The organism is Amycolatopsis sp. NPDC051716, assembly GCF_040681595.1.
GTDB lineage: Bacteria > Actinomycetota > Actinomycetes > Mycobacteriales > Pseudonocardiaceae > Amycolatopsis.
The window spans coordinates 1-22358 of the sequence record NZ_JBFAZA010000037.1 but is presented as its reverse complement, the minus strand read 5'-3'; the positions used below and the strand labels follow the sequence as shown (position 1 = coordinate 22358).

General features: G+C 71.4%; 22 protein-coding genes and 3 pseudogenes. 19 read left to right on the top strand and 6 right to left on the bottom strand.

What is annotated here, in order from left to right; translation table 11 throughout:
• The first annotated feature begins 6 nt into the window (after positions 1-6).
• Entirely contained in the window at positions 7-1158 is a 1152-nt protein-coding gene (locus AB0M30_RS37495) for an SPFH domain-containing protein (protein WP_364594222.1), read from the top strand.
• 15 nt (positions 1159-1173) lie between these two features.
• Here the strand turns inward: AB0M30_RS37495 and AB0M30_RS37490 are convergent, their stop codons facing one another.
• On the bottom strand, positions 1174-2205 hold the full coding sequence (locus AB0M30_RS37490) for an SAM-dependent methyltransferase (RefSeq protein WP_364594219.1): 1032 nt from the start codon (positions 2203-2205) through the stop codon (positions 1174-1176).
• A 25-nt stretch (positions 2206-2230) separates the two neighbouring features.
• Here AB0M30_RS37490 and AB0M30_RS37485 point away from each other — a divergent pair, with 25 nt between their 5' ends.
• The 3 genes from AB0M30_RS37485 to AB0M30_RS37475 all read left to right on the top strand — a co-directional run bounded on the left by AB0M30_RS37485 (position 2231) and on the right by AB0M30_RS37475 (position 6226).
• The gene (locus tag AB0M30_RS37485) at positions 2231-3220 is read left to right on the top strand and encodes a bifunctional oligoribonuclease/PAP phosphatase NrnA (RefSeq protein WP_364594216.1); all 990 of its coding nucleotides are present in this window, start codon (positions 2231-2233) and stop codon (positions 3218-3220) included.
• 82 nt (positions 3221-3302) lie between these two features.
• The gene (locus tag AB0M30_RS37480; protein ID WP_364594467.1) at positions 3303-4622 is read left to right on the top strand and encodes an MATE family efflux transporter; all 1320 of its coding nucleotides are present in this window, start codon (positions 3303-3305) and stop codon (positions 4620-4622) included.
• A gap of 281 nt (positions 4623-4903) precedes the next feature.
• The gene (locus AB0M30_RS37475; protein ID WP_103335175.1) at positions 4904-6226 is read left to right on the top strand and encodes an MFS transporter; all 1323 of its coding nucleotides are present in this window, start codon (positions 4904-4906) and stop codon (positions 6224-6226) included.
• On the opposite strand, the gene AB0M30_RS37470 is transcribed toward AB0M30_RS37475, so the two are convergent.
• Positions 6227-6607 carry a VOC family protein gene (locus tag AB0M30_RS37470; protein WP_364594213.1) on the bottom strand — a complete coding sequence of 127 codons (381 nt, stop codon included), beginning with the start codon at positions 6605-6607 and terminating at the stop codon, positions 6227-6229.
• A 26-nt stretch (positions 6608-6633) separates the two neighbouring features.
• A pseudogene (locus tag AB0M30_RS37465) lies at positions 6634-7080 on the bottom strand (GNAT family N-acetyltransferase); the annotation flags it as partial.
• Positions 7081-7143: 63 nt separating this feature from the next.
• Between AB0M30_RS37465 and truB the strand changes: the two are divergent.
• The 9 genes and pseudogenes from truB to AB0M30_RS37420 all read left to right on the top strand — a co-directional run bounded on the left by truB (position 7144) and on the right by AB0M30_RS37420 (position 15670).
• Positions 7144-8049, top strand: coding sequence for a tRNA pseudouridine(55) synthase TruB (truB, locus tag AB0M30_RS37460; RefSeq protein WP_364594210.1), 906 nt, complete (start codon positions 7144-7146; stop codon positions 8047-8049).
• Positions 8050-8076: 27 nt separating this feature from the next.
• Positions 8077-9060 (top strand): bifunctional riboflavin kinase/FAD synthetase, encoded by a 984-nt coding sequence (locus AB0M30_RS37455; protein ID WP_364594207.1) that lies wholly within the window; start codon positions 8077-8079, stop codon positions 9058-9060.
• An 85-nt stretch (positions 9061-9145) separates the two neighbouring features.
• Positions 9146-9619, top strand: a complete 474-nt coding sequence (locus tag AB0M30_RS37450) for a helix-turn-helix transcriptional regulator (RefSeq protein WP_103335084.1) — start codon at positions 9146-9148, stop codon at positions 9617-9619.
• Positions 9619-10123, top strand: a pseudogene (gene thpR / locus AB0M30_RS37445) (RNA 2',3'-cyclic phosphodiesterase). Before AB0M30_RS37450 ends, thpR begins: the two are co-directional and overlap by 1 nt.
• A 145-nt stretch (positions 10124-10268) precedes the next feature.
• A complete protein-coding gene (gene rpsO, locus AB0M30_RS37440) occupies positions 10269-10538 on the top strand; it encodes a 30S ribosomal protein S15 (RefSeq protein ID WP_003084034.1) in 270 nt (89 codons plus the stop codon).
• 232 nt (positions 10539-10770) lie between these two features.
• On the top strand, positions 10771-13026 hold the full coding sequence (locus AB0M30_RS37435; RefSeq protein WP_364594204.1) for a polyribonucleotide nucleotidyltransferase: 2256 nt from the start codon (positions 10771-10773) through the stop codon (positions 13024-13026).
• 87 nt (positions 13027-13113) lie between these two features.
• Positions 13114-14478, top strand: a complete 1365-nt coding sequence (locus AB0M30_RS37430) for a pitrilysin family protein (RefSeq protein ID WP_364594201.1) — start codon at positions 13114-13116, stop codon at positions 14476-14478.
• Positions 14475-15215: a 4-hydroxy-tetrahydrodipicolinate reductase gene (gene dapB, locus AB0M30_RS37425; protein ID WP_364594198.1), complete on the top strand. Its 741-nt coding sequence runs from the start codon at positions 14475-14477 to the stop codon at positions 15213-15215. Before AB0M30_RS37430 ends, dapB begins: the two co-directional genes overlap by 4 nt.
• Positions 15212-15670 carry a tetratricopeptide repeat protein gene (locus tag AB0M30_RS37420; protein WP_364594195.1) on the top strand — a complete coding sequence of 153 codons (459 nt, stop codon included), beginning with the start codon at positions 15212-15214 and terminating at the stop codon, positions 15668-15670. The genes dapB and AB0M30_RS37420 overlap by 4 nt, the downstream gene beginning before the upstream one ends.
• Here AB0M30_RS37420 and AB0M30_RS37415 read toward each other — a convergent pair.
• On the bottom strand, positions 15656-16606 hold the full coding sequence (locus tag AB0M30_RS37415; RefSeq protein ID WP_364594192.1) for a 4,5-dihydroxyphthalate decarboxylase: 951 nt from the start codon (positions 16604-16606) through the stop codon (positions 15656-15658). The genes AB0M30_RS37420 and AB0M30_RS37415 overlap by 15 nt on opposite strands.
• A gap of 69 nt (positions 16607-16675) precedes the next feature.
• Between AB0M30_RS37415 and AB0M30_RS37410 the strand changes: the two genes are divergently transcribed.
• The 4 genes from AB0M30_RS37410 to AB0M30_RS37395 are packed head-to-tail and all read left to right on the top strand — an operon-like array spanning position 16676 to position 19337.
• Positions 16676-17527: a LysR substrate-binding domain-containing protein gene (locus tag AB0M30_RS37410; protein WP_364594190.1), complete on the top strand. Its 852-nt coding sequence runs from the start codon at positions 16676-16678 to the stop codon at positions 17525-17527.
• Complete coding sequence (locus tag AB0M30_RS37405; protein ID WP_364594187.1) at positions 17524-18288, top strand: hypothetical protein; 765 nt, start codon at positions 17524-17526, stop codon at positions 18286-18288. Before AB0M30_RS37410 ends, AB0M30_RS37405 begins: the two co-directional genes overlap by 4 nt.
• 23 nt (positions 18289-18311) lie before the next feature.
• A complete protein-coding gene (locus AB0M30_RS37400) occupies positions 18312-19145 on the top strand; it encodes a Scr1 family TA system antitoxin-like transcriptional regulator (protein ID WP_364594184.1) in 834 nt (277 codons plus the stop codon).
• 12 nt (positions 19146-19157) lie between these two features.
• Positions 19158-19337 (top strand): DUF397 domain-containing protein, encoded by a 180-nt coding sequence (locus tag AB0M30_RS37395; protein ID WP_364594181.1) that lies wholly within the window; start codon positions 19158-19160, stop codon positions 19335-19337.
• Here the strand turns inward: AB0M30_RS37395 and AB0M30_RS37390 are convergent.
• The gene (locus tag AB0M30_RS37390) at positions 19302-19820 is read right to left on the bottom strand and encodes a hypothetical protein (protein ID WP_360179913.1); all 519 of its coding nucleotides are present in this window, start codon (positions 19818-19820) and stop codon (positions 19302-19304) included. The genes AB0M30_RS37395 and AB0M30_RS37390 overlap by 36 nt on opposite strands.
• An 87-nt stretch (positions 19821-19907) precedes the next feature.
• On the opposite strand from AB0M30_RS37390, the pseudogene AB0M30_RS37385 reads away from it, so the two are divergent.
• Positions 19908-20369: pseudogene (locus tag AB0M30_RS37385) on the top strand (GtrA family protein); the annotation flags it as partial.
• Between the two features lie 66 nt (positions 20370-20435).
• On the opposite strand, the gene AB0M30_RS37380 reads toward AB0M30_RS37385, so the two are convergent.
• On the bottom strand, positions 20436-20993 hold the full coding sequence (locus tag AB0M30_RS37380; protein ID WP_364594179.1) for a GNAT family N-acetyltransferase: 558 nt from the start codon (positions 20991-20993) through the stop codon (positions 20436-20438).
• A gap of 59 nt (positions 20994-21052) precedes the next feature.
• Here AB0M30_RS37380 and AB0M30_RS37375 point away from each other — a divergent pair, with 59 nt between their 5' ends.
• A complete protein-coding gene (locus AB0M30_RS37375) occupies positions 21053-22267 on the top strand; it encodes a crosslink repair DNA glycosylase YcaQ family protein (RefSeq protein WP_364594176.1) in 1215 nt (404 codons plus the stop codon).
• Positions 22268-22358: the final 91 nt, after the last annotated feature.

The following is a 22358-nucleotide window of genomic DNA, read 5'->3' as shown; positions in this document are numbered from 1 at the left end:
AAATCGATGTTCGGTTATCGCGTGCCGGCCCCCAACGAGGCGATGCTGATCTCCGGGGGCAACAGCAAGAGCGCGGCGCCGTTCCGGGTCGTCACCGGCCACGGCGCGTTCGTCATGCCGGTCTTCCGGAAAGTCCGGTTCCTCACCCTCGCCATGTGCGAGGCCGAAGTGACCGAAGTGTGCGTCACCAAGCAGGCCATCGCCCTCACGGTCCGGGCGGTGATCGCGTTCAAGGTCGGCAACGACACCGAGAGCATCGTCAACGCCGGCCAGCGGTTCCTCTCCGACCAGGACCAGATGTCCGTGCTGACCGGCCGGATCTTCGCCGGGCACCTGCGGTCCATCATCGGCTCGATGACCGTCGAGGAGATCATCACCGAGCGGCAGAAGCTCGCCACCGAGGTGCTGGACGGCTCGGCCGTGGAGATGGCGAAGATCGGGCTCACCGTCGACGCCCTGCAGATCCAGTCGATCGACGACATGAAGCTCGGCTACATCGCCGCCATGGCCGCGCCGCACAACGCCGCCATCCAGCGGGACGCCCAAATCGCCCAAGCGGTGGCGAACAAGACCGCGGCGGAGGCCGAGCAGGAATCGCAGCGGACGCAGGCGGAGTACGCCCGGCAGACGTCGATCGTGCAGGCGAAGTACCGGGCCGAAGTCGAGGCGGCTCAGGCCCAGGCGTCCCAGGCCGGGCCGCTGGCGCAGGCGAAGGCGCAGCAGGAGGTCATCGACGCGCGCACCGAGCTGGCCCAGCGCGAAGCCGAGCTGCGGCAGCAGCAGCTGGTCGCCGAGGTCATCAAGCCCGCCGACGCCGAGGCCGAGCGGATCCGCATCCTGGCGCTCGCCGAAGCGGAGAAGATGCGCGTGCAGGCGGAGGCGGCCGCGTCGAACAACCGGGTCGCGCTCGACCGGATGCTCATCGACCAGCTGCCGCAGATCGTCAAGGAAGCCGGCCGGGGCCTGTCGGGAGCGAACGTCAACATCCTCAACGGCGCCGACGGCCTCGGCGAGATGGCCGCGGGCCTCGTCGGCCAGGGACTGTCCATCTTGGACTCGGTGAAGCGCGGCCTGAGCACCTCGCCCGCGCCCGCGCCCGCCGCCTCGCCGGAAGCGAACGGGCAGCTGCCCAAGCCGGGCGAGCTCACCGCGTCCTGAAAGCGCTTTGTCGACTCAGGAAGCGGGTTTCGCCGCGACGACCAGGTCACGCAGGATGGCCTGGTCGACGCGGTGGGCGAACTCGTCCCACGGCCCGCCCTCGCGGACGTCGAGGCCGGCCTTCCGGAGCACCTCGACGAGCTCTTCGCGCGGCAGCACGGTCGTGTTCCACGCAATCCCTAGCGCCCCGCCGGGTTTCAGCACCCGCGTCCACACCGGGACGGCCGCGGCGAGCAGGTCGCGCGGGCTGCGCTGCAGGCCCGCCTCGCGGTGGCTGCCGTGCTGGACGCCGTACGGCGCGTCGGCGACGATCACGTCGCAGGAGTTCGCGCGCAGCACCTCGTCGGTGGTCAGGGTGTCGGCGTTGAAGTAGGTCAGTTTGCGTGTGTCGCCCGCTTTGTACGCTTCCTTGTCCAGTGCGTACTCGATGTCGAGCCGCCGGCCGAGCCGGACCTTGTTGCGCCGCAGCTGTCCCGACTCGGCGGTGTGCTTGACGCGCTTGTTCCGCAGCCACGTCTTGATGAACGCCTCGTAGGCCTCGAAGTCCTTGGCGTCGACGTCCAGGCCGGTCGCGTGCAGGCCGTACATCATCGCCTGGTTCAGCGTGGTCCCGCGGCCGCACAGCGGGTCGAGCAGGTACTTCGGCCGGTCCGAGAACGGGTCCGCCGTCGCCAGCAGCGTCACGTTCACCAGCAGCTTGGTGAACAGCTCGTTCGTCTTGCCCGCGTACTTCTGGATGGTCAGCAGGTCCGAGTCGGCCTTCGCCAGCGGTGTCACGGGCACCGGACGGAGGACGCCGTCACCCAGCTCGAACAGTGCGTACAGCGACGAGACGTTCGACAGGAGCGCGAGATCGCTCTCGCCGAGGGGCGCCGAGCTGGTGAAGCGCACGTAGCCGACGCCGCCCAGCTCGACCTCGTCGATCGCGGACAGCTCGGCCGCCAGGCGCGCGCCGAACACCGCCAGCTCGGCGCGCAGCAGCGCGGGGGAGGAGGCGGCGTAGACCCGGTTGGCTGAGGGGTAGACCAGCATCGCGTACTCAGGCATCCCGCAGAGCGTAGCGTGACGCACCGTGACCTCTACTTCGGCGCAGGACATCCGGGACGCGGCGGCGCTGCTCGCCCCGGCCACCGACGTGACGATCCTCGGCCACGTGCGGCCGGACGCGGACGCGCTGGGCAGCGCGCTGGCCCTCGGCCGCGCCCTGCGGCAGCGCGGCGCCCGCGTGCGCGTCTCCTTCGGCGAGCCCGACGAGGCCCCGGAGACGCTGCGCTGGCTCGACGAGGACGGCCTGCTCACCCACCCGGACGACCTCCCGGACGCCGAGGAGCTGCTCGTCTGCGTCGACACGCCGACGCCGAAGCGGCTCGGCCGGCTCGCCGGGCGCGTCGAGCTCGCCGGCGCGGTGCTGGTGATCGACCACCACGCGACCAACACGTTCTACGGCACCTGCCACGTGGTCGACGAGAGCGCCGAGGCCAGCGCGGTCCTCGTGTTCCGCGTCCTGGAGGCGCTGGGCGCCGAGCTGGACGAGCCGATCGCGCGCGGGCTCTACGCCGGGATCGTCACCGACACCAGCGGGTTCCGCCGGGCGAGCCCGGAGACGCACCGGATGGCGGCCCGGCTGCTCGAAGCGGGGGCCGATCCGGAAGCGATCGTGCGCCGGATCGTCGACGAGCGCCCGTTCGCCTGGCTGCCGATGCTCTCGTCGGTGCTCCGCGAGGCGCGGCTGGAGCCGGAAGCCGCGCAGGGCCGGGGTTTCGTGCACGCGGTGGTCGGCGTCGACGCGGCCCGCACGGTGCGCGCCGAAGAGGTCGAGTCGGTCATCGACGTCGTCCGCTCGGTGCGCGAAGCGGCCGTCGCGGCGGTGCTCAAACAGGACCCGGCGCACCCGGGGCAGTGGCAGATTTCGCTGCGTTCGATCGGGATCGACGTCTCGGCGGTGGCGGCCGAGTTCGGCGGCGGCGGGCACCGGCAGGCCGCGGGCTGCACGATCGCGGGCTCCGCCGACGAGGTCGTCGCGGGCCTGCGCGCGGCGTTGGAGCGGGCGCCGCTGCTGTAGCGCGTCGGCCGGCGGGGCCGGAAAGTTCCCGGGTTCCCGCCGGTCAGGACGGTCGGTGGCGGCGGTTAGAGTCCGGTTCGTGGTGAACGTGGAGGAGATCGAGCGGGTCCCGGCGAAGCGCGTGCTCGGCCTGGCCGTGCCCGCGCTCGGGGTGCTGGCCGCCGAGCCGCTGTACGTGCTGGTCGACACCGCCGTGGTCGGTCACCTCGACGCGCTGTCGCTGGCCGGGCTCGCGCTCGGCGGCGTCGTGCTGGCCCAGGTGTCGAGCCAGCTGACGTTCCTGTCCTACGGCACGACGTCCCGCACCGCCCGGCTGCACGGCGCGGGCCGCCGGGCCGACGCGGTCCGCGAAGGCGTCCAGGCGACGTGGCTGGCGGTGTTCGTCGGGCTCGTCGTGCTGGCCGCGGGGCAGCTGCTGGCCTGGCCGATCGCGCGGGTCCTTTCGGGGAGCGACGAGATCGCGTCCGCCGCCGTGTCGTGGCTGCGGATCGCGTTGTTCGGGGCGCCGCTGATCCTGGTCACCATGGCCGGCAACGGCTGGATGCGCGGGGTGCAGGACGCCGCGAAGCCGTTGCGGTACGTGCTGGCGGGCAACGGGATTTCGGCCGTGCTGTGCCCGGTCCTCGTCTACTGGGCGGGGCTGGGGCTGGAAGGTTCGGCGATCGCGAACGTCGTCGCGCAGGTCATTTCGGCGTCGCTGTTCTTCGTGGCGCTCGCGCGGGAGAAGGTCGGGCTCCGGCCGGACTTCAAGGTGATGCGCGCGCAGCTCGGTCTCGGCCGCGACCTGGTGCTGCGCAGCCTGGCGTTCCAGGCGTGCTTCGTCTCGGCGGCGGCCGTGGCGGCCCGGACGTCGACCGAGGCCGTCGGGGCGCACCAGGTGGTGCTGCAGCTGTGGACGTTCCTGGCGCTGGTGCTCGACTCGGTGGCGATCGCCGCGCAGTCGCTGGTCGGGGCGGCACTGGGGGCGAACGCGGCCCGGCAGGCGCGCGGGGTCGCGTCGCAGATCACCGGGTACGGGCTGCTGATGGGCTGCTTCCTCGGCGTGCTGTTCGCGGCGTTGTCGGGGGTGCTGCCGCACGCGTTCACGTCCGACCCGGGCGTGCTGGCGGAGATCCCGCACGCGTGGTGGTTCTTCGTGGCCCTCCAGCCGATCGCGGGAGTGGTCTTCGCCCTGGACGGCGTCCTCCTGGGCGCGGGCGACGCGGCCTTCCTCCGCAACGCGACACTCGGCAGCGCGGCGCTGGGCTTCCTCCCCCTGATCTGGGCCTCCCTCGGCTTCGGCTGGGGCCTCACGGGCATCTGGACCGGCCTCTCGCTGTTCATGCTCCTCCGCCTGGCCGCGGTCCTGGTCCGCTGGCGCTCCGGAAACTGGGCGGTGACCGGCGCCACCCGCCCCACCTGACCCGTACCCGGACGGTCGGCCTGCGTACCCAGGCGGTCGGCTCGCGCACCTAGAGGGTCGGCTGGTGAACCGACCCTCCAGGTACGCCATCCGACCCTCCAGGTCCGCGAGCCGACCGTTCAGGTACGCGAGCCGACCCTCTGAGCACGGGTGATGGCCGTTACCTGTGGGGAAAACCACCCGGGTCGTGGCTATGGTTCGCGGTTGCTTAGGCGATACAAGTAGTGGGGACGGCAGCGCAGGCGTCCGGACGAACGAACGCCGAAACCCTGGAGGAACTTGTGCCCGCCACCGGCCGTGCCACCGCCCGGTCCTGGCTGATCTGGCTCGCCGCTGTCACCGTCTACCTCCTCGCCGTCTTCCACCGGACGTCCTTCGGGGTCGCCGGGCTGCAGGCCGCCGAGCGCTTCGGCGTCGGCGCGGCCGCGCTCGGCACCTTCACCGTCCTGCAGGTCGGCGTCTACGCCGCGATGCAGATCCCGACCGGCGTCCTGGTCGACCGCTACGGCCCCCGCCGCGTCCTCACCGTCGCCGTGCTGGTCCTCGGGGCCGGTCAGCTGCTGCTCGGCGTCGCCCATTCCTACGGCCTCGGCCTGCTCGCCCGCGGGGTGCTCGGCCTCGGCGACGCGCTCACCTTCGTCAGCGTCCTGCGCCTGGTCGCGGCCCACTTCCCGGGCCGCCAGTACGCCCTGCTGACGTCGTTCACCGCGGCCGTCGGCTACATCGGCAACCTCGCCGCCACCGTCCCGCTCTCGCTGGTGCTCGACAGCGCCGGCTGGACCCCCACCTTCCTGGCCGCCGGCGCCGTCACGGTCCTCTACACCGTCGTCGTGGCCCTCCGGGTCCGCGACGTCCCGGCGGGCGAACAGCCGCCCGTCCGCGAAGACGTCCGTCCGCGCGAGCTCGCCGGCCGGGTCGCCGAAGCCTGGCGGACGCCGGGGACGCGCCTGGGCTTCTGGGTCCACTTCAGCACGATGTTCGCCCCGAACGCCCTGACGCTGCTGTGGGGCGTCCCCTGGCTGGTGCAGGGCCAAGGGCAGTCGAAGGCGACGGCGAGCGCGCTGCTCACCGTGTTCGTCTTCGGCTCGATGGCGGGCGGCCCGCTGCTGGGCGGGCTGATCGGACGCCGCCCATCGCTGCGGATGCCGCTGGTCGGCGGCTACATCGGCGGGGCCGTGCTGGTCTGGGCGGTGCTGCTGGGCTGGCCGGGCCAGGTGCCGCTGCCGGTACTGGTGCCCGCGTTCGCCTTCCTCGCCCTCGGCGGCCCGGCGTCGATGATCGGCTTCGCCCTCGCCCGCGACTACAACCCGCTCAGCCGCGTCGGCACGGCCACCGGCGTGGTCAACGTCGGCGGTTTCGTGGCGACGACGATCGCCGCCCTCGCCGTCGGCGTGCTCCTGCAGGTGACCGGCGGCAACTTCCGGTGGTCGCTGCTGGCGCTGGTCGCGGTGCTGGCCTTCGGCACGGTCCGGATGCTCGTGTGGTGGCGCCGGACCCGCACCCACCTGTTCCTCGCCGAGGCCCGCGGCGAGGAGCTGCCGGTGCGCATCACCCGCCGCCGCTGGGACGCCGCTCTCCCCGAGACGCCGATCGTCGCGGCCTGATCACCCGCGCCGGGGGACCAGCCAGCACAGGCAGAAGGGGTGCCCGGCAGGGTCGGCGTACACCTGGAAGTCGTCCCCGGACGTGCTGCCGGCCGCGGGCTTCAGCACCGTGGCGCCGAGCGCCATGACCTCTTCGTGTGCTTCGGCGAAGTCCTCGACCCACAGGTCGAGGTGGATCTGCTGCTTCGCCGGGCCGTCCGGCCACTGCGGCGGCGTGTGGTCGGGCGCGAGCTGGACGCCGATCCGCGGCGCGCCGGCCACCAGGACCATGTGCCAGTCGCCGTCCTCGCTCACCTCCCCGCCGAGGACCCCGGCCCAGAAGCGGCTTTCGGCGGCGAGGTCGGCCGCGTCGAAGGTGACGACCTGGTGGTTGATCCGCATGACCCCCAGTCTGCCGGAACCACCGCCTGCAGCAGCTGGGGCGCGACCGCGAACCCGCGCCGCCGGTAGGCGGGCACGGCCCGCGACGACGAGTGCACGGTGACCCGTTCCAGCCCCAGCTCCCCGGCCAGCCGCAGGACGCCGTCGATCAGCCGGCCGCCGAGGCCGCCGTCGCGCGCTTCCGGGACGACGTACACGCTCTGCACGTCACCGCAGGCCCGCGAGAACGCCGCCGGGGTCGGCACGCGCGCGGTGACCGCCAGGAACGCCATCCCGAGCACCCGCCCCTCGCGCACGACGACGAGGCAGTGGTGGGTGGCCGCGTTCTCCCGCACCCACGCGGCGAACTCGCGCACGAACGCGGCGCGGCCGTCGCCGGGGAGGCCGTCCTGCTCCGCCACCCAGCGCCACCGGAGTCCGGCGACCGTTTCCAGTTCGGCGGGCCGGGCGGCCCGGACTTCGATCTCCGTCACGCCTCCATCGTGGCGCCCGAGGCGTCCTCCGTTCCACAGCGAGCGGCCGCTAGGGTTTGCCGCGTGTCCAGCCCGAAACCGCCCCGCCGTCCCGCCCCGCCTCCCGGCCTCGTCATCGTCGACAAGCCCGCCGGCATGACGTCGCACGACGTCGTCGCGCGCGCCCGCCGGATCATGGGCACCCGCAAGGTCGGGCACGCCGGCACGCTCGACCCGATGGCGACCGGCGTGCTGGTGCTCGGCATCGAGCGCGCCACCAAGCTGCTCGGCCACCTGGCCCTGGACCGCAAGACCTACCTGGCCACCCTGAACCTCGGCAGCAGCACCACGACCGACGACGCCGAGGGCGAAGTCCTCACGCGGGCCGGCACCGCGGGCGTGCGAGACGAAGACATCGCGGCCGGGGTCGCCAAGCTGACCGGTGACCTGCAGCAGGTGCCCAGCGCGGTCAGCGCGGTCAAGATCGACGGCAAGCGCGCCTACGCCCGCGTCCGCGCCGGCGAGGACGTCGTCATCCCGGCCCGCCCGGTCACCGTCTACCGCTTCGACGTCCTCGCCGTCCGCCACGAGGAGGACCACGTCGAGGTCGACGCCGTCGTCGAGTGCTCGTCCGGCACCTACGTCCGCGCGCTGGCCCGTGACCTGGGCGCGGACCTCGGCGTCGGCGGCCACCTGCAGGCCCTCCGGCGCACCACGGTCGGCCCCTTCACCCTCGCCAAGGCGAGGACCCTCGACCAGCTCGAAGAGCAGCCCGAACTGAGCCTCGACCTCGACGCCGCCGTCGCCGCCGCGTTCCCGCGGCGCGACCTCGACGCCGCCACGGCGAAAGCGGTCCGCCACGGCCAGCGCATCCCGGCGGCCGGCGTCGAAGGCACCTACGGGCTCTTCGGTCCCGACGGCCGGGTGCTCGCCCTGGCCGCCGACGAACAGGGTGTGTCCCGCGCGGTGGTCGTGTTGCTGCCAGCCTAGGGTGGGCTCGAGAGACGGGAGTGTGACGTGCTGCGGTGGCGTGGACTGGGGGACCTTCCCGGCAGCTGGGGCCGGTGCGTGGTCACCATCGGCGTGTTCGACGGTGTCCACCGCGGGCACCAAGAGCTGATCAGCCGGACGGTGACGGCGGCGGCCGAGCGCGGCCTGCCGAGCGTCATGCTGACGTTCGACCCGCACCCGTCGGAGGTGCTGCGCCCGGGCAGCCACCCGGCGCAGCTGACGACGTTGCGGCGCAAGGCCGAGATCGTCGAGGGCCTCGGTGTCGACGTCTTCTGCGTGCTGCCGTTCACCCTCGAGCTGTCCCGGCTGCTGCCGGAGGAGTTCGTGCACGAGGTGCTGGTCGACCGGCTGCACGCGGCCACGGTGATCGTCGGCGACAACTTCACCTTCGGCGCCAAGGCGGCCGGCGACGTCGCCCTGCTCCGCACCTTGGGCCGCCGGTTCGGCTTCGCCGCGTTCGGCGCCGAGCTGCAGGGCAAGGAACTGTCCGAAGAGGACCAATCGGCGATCACGTTCTCGAGCACCTACGTCCGGTCCTGCATCGACGCCGGTGACGTGGTCGCCGCCGCCGAAGCGCTCGGCCGCCCGCACCGCCTGGAGGGGATCGTCGTCCGCGGCGACGGCCGGGGCCACGAGCTCGGCTACCCGACGGCGAACCTGTCGACCCCGCGCTTCGCCGCGGTCCCGGCCGACGGCGTCTACAGCGCGTGGTTCACCCGTTCGGCCGACCCGGCGCGCCGGCTGCGGGCCGCGGTCTCGGTGGGCACCAACCCGACGTTCTCCGGGCGCGAGCGGACCGTGGAGGCGTTCGTCCTCGACGTCGACGAGGACTTCTACGGCCAGCACGTGGCCATCGACTTCGTGACGCGGCTGCGTGATCAGGTGCGGTTCGCCGACTCGGCCGGGCTGGTCGCGCAGATCGACGACGACGTGGTCGAGACGAGAAAGGCACTCGAACTGCCCCCGGGCGCCCTGACCGGGGACGAATAGGGGATTCCGCGTCCACGCACGTGACCGCGATGGCAAGATGCTCACGGACGGTGTGCGCGCAGTGAAACAGGGGAGCGGGAGACTGGTGGAGGACCACAAGATCGTCCAGCGGAACATCGCGTTGCAGCGCGAGTGGTACGGGGAGCCGCTCGGTGACCGCGTGCGCCGGCTCGTGGTCGCGTTCGACGTTTCGCAGGCGTTCCTGGCCGAGGTCCTCGGGATCAGCGCCCCCATGCTCAGCCAGGTGATGAGCGGGCGGCGGGCGAAGATCGGCAACCCGGTCGTGCTGGCCAGGATGATCATGCTCGAGCGCAAGATCCTGGTGCCCGAGGTCGCCGCCGGCAACCGCGACGCGATGCTGGCCGCGATGGAGGACGTCCGCGACTCCCGCCCCACCGTCGGGCGCGACAACATCCCGGTGGTCAACGACGATCAGAAGGTCCTCGCCTACCTGCGCGACCTGGCCGAGGACGAGGACCTCGGCGAAGCCGCCAAGCGTCTCGACGACGACTTCCCGGCCATCGCCGACCTGCTCCGCCGGGCGGGCAACGGCGCCTGATGCCGGTCCTGTTCAGCGCGCTGCTCCCGCCGGACGACGTCGTCGAGGCCATCGCCGAGGTGCTCGGGGAACCCGGCGACGGCCTGCGCTGGGAGCCGCCGGAGCGCTGGCACGTCACCCTCGCCTACTACGGGCCGGACGACGTCGAAACCCGCGCCGCCTGGCTGGGCGAGCGGCTGGCCGGGCGCCCGGCGGTCGACGTCCGGCTGGAAAAGGCCGCGACGTTCCCCGGAGTGCTGTGGTTGACTGCCGCCGGAAGCGAGCTGACGCCGCTCGCGCTCGACGCGGGGGGCCGGTGCCGAGGCGAGGCCGTACGTGCCCCACCTCACGCTGGCGCGGTTCCCCCGGGAAGAACCCGGGCTCGCCGCGCGTTGGACCAAGTGCTTCGGTGGTTTCACGAGCCGGTGGTGGCAGGCCGCGGAAGTGGTCCTGATGGCCAGCGAGCGCGAGCCGGGTGGCCCCCGGTACCGCGTGGCCCGTGCCTTCGAGCTGGACCGCGGCTGAACGCACGCACCTGAAGGCGCTGTTCAGCGGGCTGGTAACCTCAACGTTCGGGTCCGGCTGCAGTCCGTGGCGGCCGTGACCGTCTTCCCGGCGTGCATCCACGCCCGGGGCCGCACGGCACTGATTATTTCGAGGAGCAACACAAGTGGCGCTGTCCACCGAAGAGAAGAAGTCGATCCTGGCCGAGTACGGCGTGCACGACTCGGACACGGGATCCCCCGAGGCCCAGGTCGCGCTGCTGACCAAGCGGATCGTCGGCCTCACCGAGCACCTCAAGGCTCACAAGCACGACCACCACTCGCGTCGCGGGCTCCTGCTGCTGGTCGGCCGCCGCCGCCGGCTGCTGAACTACGTGATGAAGGTGGACATCGAGCGTTACCGTGCGCTGATCCAGCGCCTCGGCCTGCGCCGATAGCTCGAACCCAGGGGGGAGTGGCCGCCGGTCGCTCCCCCCTGGTCTAGGCAAACCGAAGAAACGGCGCGAGCGCGCACGAGGGTCCGTCCGCCGGTCCTCGGTAGTGGTTCCCGGGAAGCGTCCCGGGGGCTTCGATCGAAGACCGGCCTCATTCCTCGAGCGTCCTCAGGCGAAATGGGTCCCAGGGTGGGAGACTCGCGTCGTACGAAGGAACCAAAGAGGAGAACAATCTATGACCGACTCCACCGGAGTCACCGTGCACGAGACCGAAGCCGTGATCGACAACGGCCGGTTCGGCACCCGCACCGTCCGCTTCGAGACGGGCCGCCTGGCCAAGCAGGCCGCCGGCGCCGTCGTCGCGTACCTCGACGAAGAGACCATGCTGCTCTCGGCGACGACCGCGTCGAAGCACCCGAAGGACCACTTCGACTTCTTCCCCCTGACGGTGGACGTCGAGGAGCGCATGTACGCGGCCGGCCGCATCCCCGGCGCGTTCTTCCGCCGCGAGGGCCGCCCGTCGACCGACGCGATCCTGACCTGCCGCCTGATCGACCGGCCGCTGCGCCCGTCGTTCACCGACGGTCTCCGCAACGAGATCCAGGTCGTCATCACCGTCCAGAGCCTCAACCCGGACGACCCGTACGACGTGCTGGCCATCAACGCCGCGTCGGCGTCGACCCAGATCGCCGGCCTGCCGTTCTCCGGCCCGGTCGGCGGCGTGCGCGTCGCGCTGGTCGAGGACCAGTGGGTCGCGTTCCCGACCTGGTCGCAGCTGGAGAAGGCGACCTTCAACATGGTCGTCGCCGGCCGCATCGTCGGTGAAGACGTCGCGATCATGATGGTCGAGGCCGAGGGCACCGAGCACACGCTCGACCTGATCGCCGCCGGCGGCAAGGCGCCGGACGAGGCCGCGGTCGCCGCGGGCCTCGAAGCCGCGAAGCCGTTCATCAAGGTGCTGTGCGAGGCCCAGCAGAAGCTGGCCGACGTCGCCGCCAAGCCGACCGGCGAGTTCCCGGTCTTCCTGGCCTACGAGCAGGACGTCTACGAGGCCGTCGCGGCGATCGCCACCGACGACCTGGCCCGCGCGCTGCAGATCCCGGGCAAGCAGGATCGCGACGCCGCGACCGACGAGGTCAAGGCCGCCGTCCTGGCGAAGGTCGGCCTGGGCGAAGGCGAAGCCTTCGAGGGCCGCGACAAGGAGATCGGCGGGGCGTTCAAGGCCCTGACGAAGAAGATCATGCGCCAGCGCGTCCTCACGGAGAAGATCCGCATGGACGGCCGTGGCCTCACCGACATCCGGTCGCTCTCGGCCGAGGTTGCCGTGATCCCGCGGGCGCACGGTTCGGCGCTGTTCGAGCGCGGCGAGACCCAGATCCTGGGCGTCACCACGCTGAACATGCTGCGCCTGGAGCAGCAGATCGACTCGCTGTCGCCGGAGACGCACAAGCGCTACATGCACCACTACAACTTCCCGCCGTTCTCCACCGGCGAGACCGGGCGCGTCGGTTCGCCGAAGCGCCGCGAGATCGGCCACGGCATGCTCGCCGAGCGTGCCCTGGTGCCGGTGCTGCCGAAGCGGGACGAGTTCCCGTACGCGATCCGCCAGGTCTCCGAGGCGCTGGGCTCCAACGGCTCGACCTCGATGGGCTCGGTCTGCGCGTCCACCATGGCGCTGTACAACGCCGGTGTGCCGCTGAAGGCGCCGGTCGCGGGCATCGCGATGGGCCTGGTCTCCGACGAGGTCGACGGCGAGACGCGCTACGTCGCGCTCACCGACATCCTCGGTGCCGAGGACGCCCTGGGCGACATGGACTTCAAGGTCGCCGGCACCAAGGACATCATCACCGCGCTGCAGCTGGACACGAAGCTCGACGGCATCCCGTCGGAGGTCCTCGCGGCCGCGCTGAAGCAGGCGAAGGACGCCCGGCTCACCATCCTGGAGGTCATCGCCGAGGCGATCGACAGCCCGGACGAGATGAGCCCGTACTCGCCGCGCGTCACCTCGGTGAAGATCCCGGTCGACAAGATCGGCGAGGTCATCGGCCCGAAGGGCAAGATGATCAACTCGATCACCGAGCAGACCGGTGCCGACATCTCCATCGAGGACGACGGCACGATCTACGTGGGCGCGGCCGACGGCCCGTCGGCGGAGGCGGCGATCGACCTGATCAACGCCATCGCCAACCCGCAGCTGCCCAAGGTCGGCGAGCGCTTCCTCGGCACCGTGGTGAAGACGGCCGCGTTCGGCGCGTTCGTCTCGCTGCTGCCGGGCAAGGACGGCCTGGTGCACATCTCCAAGCTGGGCAACGGCAAGCGGATCAACAAGGTCGAAGACGTGGTCAACGTGGGCGACAAGCTCCGCGTCGAGATCGCCGACATCGACAACCGCGGCAAGATCAGCCTGATCGTCGTCAAGGAAGACGAGCCCGCGAAGCCCGCCGACGCTGAGGCTCCCGCCGCCGACGCCGAGAAGGCCGACGCCAAGTAAGGCCGCAGTTCTGCGAAATATCGGTCCGTGAAGGCCACCTCGGGGGACTCCCGAGGTGGCCTTCACGGCAAGGTGAGTAAGGAACCCATGGCACGGCAGGTTTCCGGGCACGAGCAGCCCGTCGGCACCACCCGCACGCTCGAGTCCACTCCGGACGGTGCGGTCGTCAAGCGCAGTGTCCTGCCCGGCGGCCTGCGCGTGATCACCGAGCACGTTCCCGCGTCCCGCTCGGCCACGGTCGGGCTGTGGGTCGGCATCGGCTCCCGCGACGAGCCCGCCGCCGTCGCCGGCGCCGCGCACTACCTCGAGCACCTGCTGTTCAAGGGCACCAAGCACCGCGACGCCACGCAGATCGCCGAGGAGATCGACGCCGTCGGCGGTGAGTTCAACGCCTTCACGGCGAAGGAGCACACCTGCTACTACGCGCAGGTGCTCGACGCCGACCTCCCGCTCGCCGTGGACCTGGTCACCGACGTCGTGTTCGAGGCGCTGTGCACCGACCGCGACATGGACATGGAGCGCAGCGTCGTCCTCGAAGAGATCTCGATGCGCGACGACGACCCCGAGGACCTGCTGCACGAGACGTTCGTGACGGCGATCCTCGGCGAGCACGCGCTCGGCCGCCCGGTGCTCGGCACCGAGAAGTCGATCGTGGAGATGTCGCCCGCGGCGCTGCGGAACTTCTACAAGCGCCGGTACACGCTGCCGCGGATGGTCCTCTCCGTGGCCGGCAACATCGACCACAGCCAGGTGCTGCGGCTGGTCCGCAAGGCACTCGGCGAGCGCCTGAACGGGACCGCGTCGCCGATCGCGCCGCGTGAGGGCCGCGCCCGGATCAAGACCGTGCCGAAGCTGGCCCTGCACACCGACGACACCGAGCAGGCGCACGTCATGCTCGGCCTGCGCTCGCTGTCGCGCCACGACGACCGTCGCTTCGCGCTGTCGGTGCTCAACGCAGCCCTCGGCGGCGGGATGTCCTCGCGGCTGTTCCAGGAGATCCGGGAGCAGCGCGGCCTGGCCTACCAGGTGTACTCGTCGGTGGCGAGCTACGCCGACACCGGGCACATGGCCGTGTACGCGGGTTGCCAGCCGGAGAAGCTCGGCGACGTCGCCGGCGTCATCCGCGAGGTGCTCGACAAGGTCGGCGTCGACGGCCTCACCGACGCCGAGGTGGCCCGCGCCAAGGGCCAGCTGCGCGGCGGCCTGGTGCTGGGCCTGGAGGACACGTCGTCGCGGATGTCGCGGATCGGCAAGAACGAGCTCAACTACGGCCACTACCTGGGCGTCGACGACACGATCGCCCGCATCGACGCGGTGACCACCGACGACGTGTGTGCGCTCGCTCGCACTTTGTTCGCGCGGCCGGGCGGGGTCTCGGCGGCGGCGGTCGTCGGGCCGTACGCTCACGCGGACGACCTTCCTGACGACCTGCACGAGGTGATCGCTTCATGACCATCAACGTCGGTGTGCTCGGCGCGCGCGGCCGGATGGGCGCGACGGTGGTGAACGCCGTCGAAGGCGCTTCGGACCTGAAGCTCGTGGCCGCGCTGGACGCGGGCGACGACTTCGCCCCGCTGGCCGACGCCCAGGTGGTCGTCGACTTCACCCACCCCGACGCCGTCATGGGCAACCTGGAGTACCTGGTCGAGCACGACATCCACGCGGTCGTCGGCACCACGGGCTTCAGCGAGGAGCGCCTTTCCCAGCTGCGCGCCCTGCTCGAGCCGAAGCCGTCGCTGGGCGTGCTGATCGCGCCGAACTTCGCCCTGGGCGCGGTTCTGGCCATGCGGTTCGCGGCCCAGGCGGCGAAGTTCTACGCCTCGGCCGAGATCATCGAGCTGCACCACAACCGCAAGGCCGACGCCCCTTCGGGCACCGCGGCGCACACCGCCCGGATGATCGCCGCGGCCCGTGCGGAAGCGGGCGTGACGCCGGGCCCGGACGCGACGACGGCGGAGCTGGACGGCGCCCGCGGCGCCTCGGTCGAGGAGGTCCGGGTGCACTCGGTCCGCCTGCCGGGCCTGGTCGCGCACGAGGAGATCCTGTTCGGCGGCGAGGGCGAGACCCTGACGATCCGGCACGACTCCCTCGACCGGACGTCGTTCATGCCGGGCGTGCTGCTCGGCGTGCGTGAGGTGCTGAACCGCCCCGGCCTGACGGTCGGCCTGGAAAACGTCCTCGACCTGTGAAGGCTCGCAATGTGGCGCTGCTGCTGACGGCGGCGCTGATCGTCTACCTGTTCCTGCTGGCGGATCGGGCGTTCGCCCTGTTCAAGACGGGCACGGGCGTCGGGATCGCCCTCGGCGCGGGCGTGCTGCTGCTGCCCGTCCTGGGTATCTGGGTCGTCGTCGTGACCTGGCGCAACGGCCTGCAGGTCCAGCGCCTGTCCCGGCAGCTGGACGCCGAGGGGGCGCTCCCCGACGTCGCCGACCTTCCGCGTCGCCCGTCGGGCCGGGTGGATCGCGAGGCGGCCGACGCGTGGTTCGGACAGCGCCGCGCGGAGCTCGAGGCCGACCAGGAGAACTGGCGGGCCTGGTACAAGCTCGCGTACGCGTACGACATCGCGGGCGACCGCCGCCGGGCGCGCGAGACGATGAAGAAGGCGATCGAGCTGGAAGCCGCCGAACGCTCACGTGCCGAGTAGTTCCGGCGCGAAGATCTCTTCGATCCGCCACCGGCGTGCCGACAAGCCCTGTTCGTGGTGGTACCGCAGGTACGTGTCCAGGGTGGCGCGGTTGGCGGAAATCCCGTAGGGCCACCAGTCTTCGCCGAACTCGTCGAGCGTTTCGTCGACCAGCGCGTTCGTCCACGGCAGCATGGTCTGGACCTGGTAGAGCCGCCGGCCGCGGCGGTAGCGCTCGGCGGCGGCGTCCTTCGCGGCTTCGAACATCGTGTAGACGCGGCGGGCCAGGCCGGGATCGTCCCGCAGGAGGTCCCGCCGGACGACGACGGTGTGCATGATCGGGAAGATCCCGGTGCGGCGGTGGTAGTCGCGTTCCCGCGCGACGAAGTCCGGGAAGAGCCGGGCGACGTCCGGGTGCCCGTCGAGCGCGCACTGCGGGACGTTGGCGGAGAACAGCACGTCGATCTCGCCGGTGGCGAGCATCGCGCTCAGCGTCTTTCCCCCTCCGGCCGTGGTGACGTCGACGGCGGCCGGGTGCGGGTGGGGGATGAAGCCGAAGGGTTCGGAAGGGTGTTCGAGGCCGCCGATCACCCAGCGGTTCGTCTCCGGCCGGAATCCGTGCTCGTCCATCAGGATGCCCTTGGCCCAGACGCCGGAGTCCTGCCCGTAGGTCCCGAACTCGCCGATCGTCCGGCCGGTGAGGTCGCCGGGACCGGTGATCCCCGACCGCGTGTTGATGAAGACGCACGAGTGCCGGAAGACGCGGTTGGGGAAGATCGGCAGTGCCACGAAGGGCGTGCCTGCTTCGAGGAGCCGGAGGTAGAACGTCAGGCCGAGTTCGGCGACGTCGAATTCGCCGCGGACCGCCCGTTCGAAGATCTCGGGCAGCGTGGCGGCGGTTTCCACGGTGGCGGCCAGGTCCCGGGTCGTGTCGTAGGTGAAGGTGCCGATGCGCATGGTCCGATCATCGGCGCGCGGGGACGAGGGCGTCCAAGACCGGTTGCGGCAACTCGATACCGTGGGGGTATGGACTTGCGGGTGCTCCGGTACTTCGTCGCGGTGGCCGAGGAGCGGCACATCGGCCGCGCGGCGAGCCGCCTGCACATGGCGCAGCCGCCGCTGAGCCGGGCGGTGCGCGGGCTGGAGGACGAGCTGGGCGCGACGCTGTTCGAGCGCACGCCCAAGGGCGTCGCGCTCACCGCCGCGGGAACGGCCCTGTTCGACGAGGCCGTCGCGCTGCTGGCCCAGGCGGGCCGCATCCGCGACCGGGTGACCGCGGCGGCGGGCGCGGCGACCCTGACGATCGGCACCCTGGCCGACGCGGCGGAGCAGGTCGGCGCCCGGCTGGTCCCGCTGTTCCGCGAGCAGTACCCGCACGTGGACGTCCGGGTGCACGAAACGGACCTGGCCGATCCGACGGCGGGCTTGCGCGCCGGCCTGGTCGACGTGACGCTGACCCGGACGCCGTTCGCCAGCGCGGGACTCGGCGTCCACGTGCTGCGCCAGGTACGGGTGGGCGTGGTGCTGCGCGACGACGACCCCCTGGCCGACCGGCCCGAGGTGTCGACGGCGGAGTTGACGGGCCGCCGCTGGGTCCGGCTCCCGGACAGCGCCGACGCCCGCTGGACGGCCTACTGGACGGGCGGCCCGCCCGGTGCCGACGCCCCGGTCCTGCGGACGATCCAGGAGTGCCTGCAGGCGGTGCTGTGGAACGGCATCGCCGCCCTCGCCCCGGTCGACCAGCCGGTGTCGCCCGGACTGCGGATCGTGCCGGTGGCCGATCGCCCGCCGAGCGAGCTGGTGGTGGCGTGGCCGAAAGCGGCGAGCAGCCCGCTGGTGCGCGGTTTCGTGCGCATCGCGGCGGCGGCGAACCGGTGACGCTGCTGCTGAAGCTCGTCCTGGCGCCGTTGCTGGTGGTCGGCTCGTCGCTGGCCGGACGGCGCTGGGGCGCGGGCGTGACGGGTCTGCTGGTGGCGATGCCCGTGGTCGCGGGCCCGATCCTGCTGATCACGTACCTGGAGCACGGGGCGGCGTTCGTCGCGCGGGCGGCGTCGGCGTCGTTGCTGGGGCTGGTGTCGCTGGCCGCGTTCGCGGTGGTGTTCGCGCGGGTGTCCCGGGCCCGGGGCTGGCTCGGCACCCTGCTGGCCGGCTGGCTCGTGTGCCTGGCGCTGGATCTGGCCCTGGATCTGGCGCTGTCGTATGCGCCGGTGCCGGTGTGGGTGGCGCTCGGGCTGGCGCTGGCGGCGGCTTGGGCGGGTAGCCGGTTGCTGCCGGAGCCGGGGGAAGCCGGGCCGGTGACGCTGCCGTGGTGGGACCTGCCCGCCCGCGCGGCGGCAACGGCCGGGCTCGTGGTGGCCCTGACGGCGGCGGCCGGACGCCTCGGCCCCGACCTGACGGGCGTGCTGGCCCCCTTCCCGACCGGGACGAGCGTGGTGGCGGTGTTCGCGCACGCGCAAGGCGGCCCGCCGGCGGCCGCGGCGACGGTGCGGGGTGTGCTGCGCGGGCTCGGCGGGTTTTCGGCGTTTTGTTTTCTGACGGTGGTGCTGGTGGAGCCGATCGGAGGGTGGGCTTTCGTCGTTGCGGTCGCCGGGACGGTGGTGTGGCAATTCGCTGACAGTTGTCGTTCATTCGGGAAATGAGGGGGCTTCGTACTATCGCCCGCATGAAACCGACTTCGTCTTCTCCTGGTTCACGGGCGTTGTCCGCGTCGCTGCGCGAAGTGCGTGAAGCGCGGAAGTTCGGGTTGCGCGAGCTCGCGCGGGCACTCGAGGTTGATCCGCGGTTGCTGTCCCAGTGGGAGCTGGGGATCCGGGTGCCGCCGATCGAGGAGGTGGCCCGGATTCTGGGGTACCTCCGGGTGGATCGGGTGGTGACCAACCGGATTCTGGCCCTGGTGCAGCACGTGAGGAACCCCAACTGGCTGGACTCCAACCCGTCGGATCTCCCCGCGGCGCTCACCGGGGTGGTGCAGTGCGAACGGTCGGCCAGCTTGATCACCAACTGGTCCCCGCAGATCATTCCCGGGCTGCTGCAGACTCCCGACTATGCCCGCACTCTTCTGTCCGCCGCCGAGACCAAGGCGGAGGTGGTCGATGAGCGGCTGGTGGCCCGGCTGAAACGCCAGCGGATCCTCTCCGGGTATGAGCCGGTTCGACTCAAGGCCATCATCTCCGAACTGGCGATTCGTGAGGTGGTCGGAGAAGCAGGCACCATGTCCGATCAGATCGACCACCTGCTCGCCTTAGCTGTTACATCTAACATTTCAGTGCGCATCGTGCCCGCGGATGTGGGTTACCACCCCGGCAAGATCGGCATGTTCGCTCTCTACGACTTCCCCAGCGATCCGTCGATCGTGTTCCTCGAGCACCACCACGCCAGCGCCTTCGTCAACGAGTTGGAGGCTATCGCGAGCTACCGCAAGCTCGTTAAAGTCTTGCTGGACAAGGCATTGTCCGAAGATGTCTCGCGAGAACTGCTTCGGGAGGCAGCGCGATAGGTCGGAGGCAGCGTGTCGACGTGGCGGAAGTCGAGCTATACGGCAAACATCGAATGCGTCGAGGTTCTCCTCGCCGAGACTGTTGGCGTGCGGGACACGAAAGCCCGTCACCTCGGCCAGCTCACCGTCTCGCGCTCTGCGTGGACCGCGTTGCTCTCAGTGGTGCAGCCAGCCCGCGAACACCGCGGGTGAAGCCGCAATCAGACTGAAGCGGATCCACCTTCCGGCGAGCCCCGTCGTCAGGAAGGTCGCGAGCCGCATCCGCACCAGGCCGGCCAGCACGCTCGTCGCCATGAACGGGGGCAGGCCGACCAGGGAACTCACGCCGTACGTCCCGGCCATCCAGTGCGGGTGCCGGTGGCAGCGCTCGCGCAGCCCGTCGACCCACCCGCGGATCCGCTTGGTCCGCAGCTGCCAGCGCACGCGCCGGGGCGTCATCGGGCGCTCGCGGTGCAGCCGGTCGTGCAATGGCTTCGGGAGCTTGATCGTCCCGCGCGCGGCCAGGTAGTACAGCGTCTTCCCGGCGATCTGCCCGACGGCCACCGCCGCCCCGAGCCACAGCCAGTGCAGCCCCGGCTGGCTCGCGCACAGCCCGAGCAGGAAGACCTCGGCGTTGATCAGCGGCACGATGGCCGAACCGAACGCGACGCCCAGCGTCAGCAGGATCCAGCTCATCGTGTCACCTCCTGAAAACCGCTCGCGTTCTTCCAAGTTATCAGTTCGAAATCTCCGCGCACGGGGGTTAGCCCCCGTCTTCGGCCGGTGGTCCGCACCAGAAGATCACCTGCCGGACGGCTTCCCGTCACTCTCCGCCGGAACACTGACGAGGTGGCCGCCGAGCAACCCCGTACGCCCGCTGACCGATTCGGCGCCCTGTGTCGGGCCGTCGTGCGTGTGCTGCCCTTGGGTCTGTCGCGGATCGTGGCGCCGACGTTTCTCGGGTTCTGCCTGATCAACGGGTTCACGTTCGGTGTCGACCTCACGCTGCTGACCGTCTTCCACGGCGTGCTCGGCTGGCCGGTGTGGCTGGCGATCACGCTGGCGTACGTCTGCGCCTTCGGGCTGAGCTTCGCGCTGAACCGGACGTTCAACTTCCATTCCCACGCCGCCGTCGGAATCCAACTGGCGCTTTACATAGGTGCGATTGTTGTCAATTATGCGGCGTTCCTGCTGGGTGTGGGCGCGGGGCTGACGGCGCTGGGCGTCGAATACCACGTCTCGCGGGTGCTCGCGGGCGTCGGCGAGGGCGTGTTCATGTACGCCGTGATGCGGTGGGTGATCTTCCGCGACTCAGCTGAGACCGAGGTCGAGGGTGCCGGTGAGCCGGACCTCGCGGAGGGTGCGCTCGCCGGTGTCGAGGGTGCGGACGGTGCCGTCGGGGTTCCAGCCGGCCCGGCGGTAGAAGCCGAGGGTGGCGTGGTCGCCCTGGGCGACCCAGGCGATGCCCCGGGAGGCGCCGTCGGCCCGCAGGCCCGCGGCGGCCGTCGCGAGTAGCCGTCCGGCGTGCCCGCGGCGTCCCCAGCGCGGCTCGACGAGCAGGGTGGCGATCAGCCCGGTGGTCGCGGCGTCCTCGGGCAGGCTGCCGTCCGCGGCGGCGACCTCGTCTTCGGGGGCCTGGCCGGCGACGCAGAAGCCGACGGTGAACTCGCCCTCGGTGGCGACGTAGACGAGGCTGCCGGGGTAGTCGATGGTCTCGGTCCAGGTGCCGGCGAGGTCGGTGGCGTCCAGCTGCGCGAGGGCCTGCTTGCCGAGCAGGTCCTCGTAGGCGGCGTGCCAGGTTTCGCGCTGGATGCGGGCGATCTCCGCGGCGTCGGACAGATCGGCGGGACGGACGGCGGCGTCGCTCATGGGCCGAAGATACTGGGGCGCCGGTTTTTGTCGGTGGTGGGTGGCACCATGAGCACACCATGCAAACGATCAGCGTCTCGACGGCCCGGAAGACGTTCCTGGCCGCACAGGGCTTCACCGACCCGCGTCCGTCCGGCGTGCCTTCGCGGCAGCACCTGAAACGGGTGTTGTCGAGAGTTCAGCTGCTGCAGCTGGACTCGGTGAACGTCGCGGTCCGGGCGCACTACATGCCGGTGTTCTCGCGGCTGGGCGCGTACGACCCGGCGTTGCTCGACGAAGCGGCGTGGGCGCACTCGGCGCGTCGCCCGCGGATGCTGGTGGAGACGTGGGCGCACGAGGCGAGCCTGCTCCCGATCGAGGACTGGCCCTTGATCCGCTCGGGCGCCAAGCGCGACGGCTGGTGGCGGCACTACGGGCCGTTGATCGAGAAGTCGCCGGGCCTGGTCGAGGAGATCCTGTCGGTGGTGAAGGAGCTGGGCCCGATCGGCGCGGGCGGCATCGAGCGCGCGGTGGAAGCGGACGCCCAGCGCCGCGGCCCGGGCTCGTGGTGGGAGCGCTCGGAGGTCAAGCGCGTCTGCGAGTACCTGTTCGGCATCGGCCAGCTGACCACGGGCACGCGCCGGTCGTTCGAGCGGCTCTACGACCTGACCGAGCGAGTGGTCCCGCCGGAGATCCTGGCCCGTTCGGTGTCCGCGGAGGAGGGCGCACGGGGCTTGATTTCGCGTTCGGCGCGGGCGCTGGGGGTGGCAACGGAGACGGACCTGCGCGACTACTACCGCCTCGGCCCGGCCCCGGCCCGCCAGGCGGTGGCGGAGCTGGTGGAGTCGGGAGAGCTGGAGCCCCTCGCGGTCCGCGGCTGGAAGCAAGTCGCGTACCGCCATGCTTCGGCTCGGACACCGCGGAACGTGGCGGGCCGGGCGTTGCTGTGCCCGTTCGACCCGCTGATCTGGGAGCGAGCCCGCACCGAGCGCTTGTTCGGCTTCCATTACCGGATCGAGATCTACGTCCCGGAGCCGAAGAGGGTGTACGGGTATTACGTGTTCCCGTTCCTCCTGGACGGTTCGCTGGTCGCCCGGGTGGACCTGAAGGCCGACCGCGCGGCGGGGGTGCTGCGGGTCCAAGGAGCGTTCGCGGAGGAGGGTGCGGACGTGGCTCGCGTGCTGCCGGAGCTGGCGGCGGAGTTGCGTCACATGGCGGAGTGGCTGGGTTTGTCGGGAGTGGCAGTGGGCGCGCGGGGAGAGTTGGCGGCCCCGCTGGCGAAGCTGCTCCGCTAGTGTCGCGCGTCCGAAGTTCAGTGACAGCGACCCGGTCCCCGAGCGCCCCAATGTGGCCTTGGTTGCGTTGAACGCACCCAAGGCGGCCTTC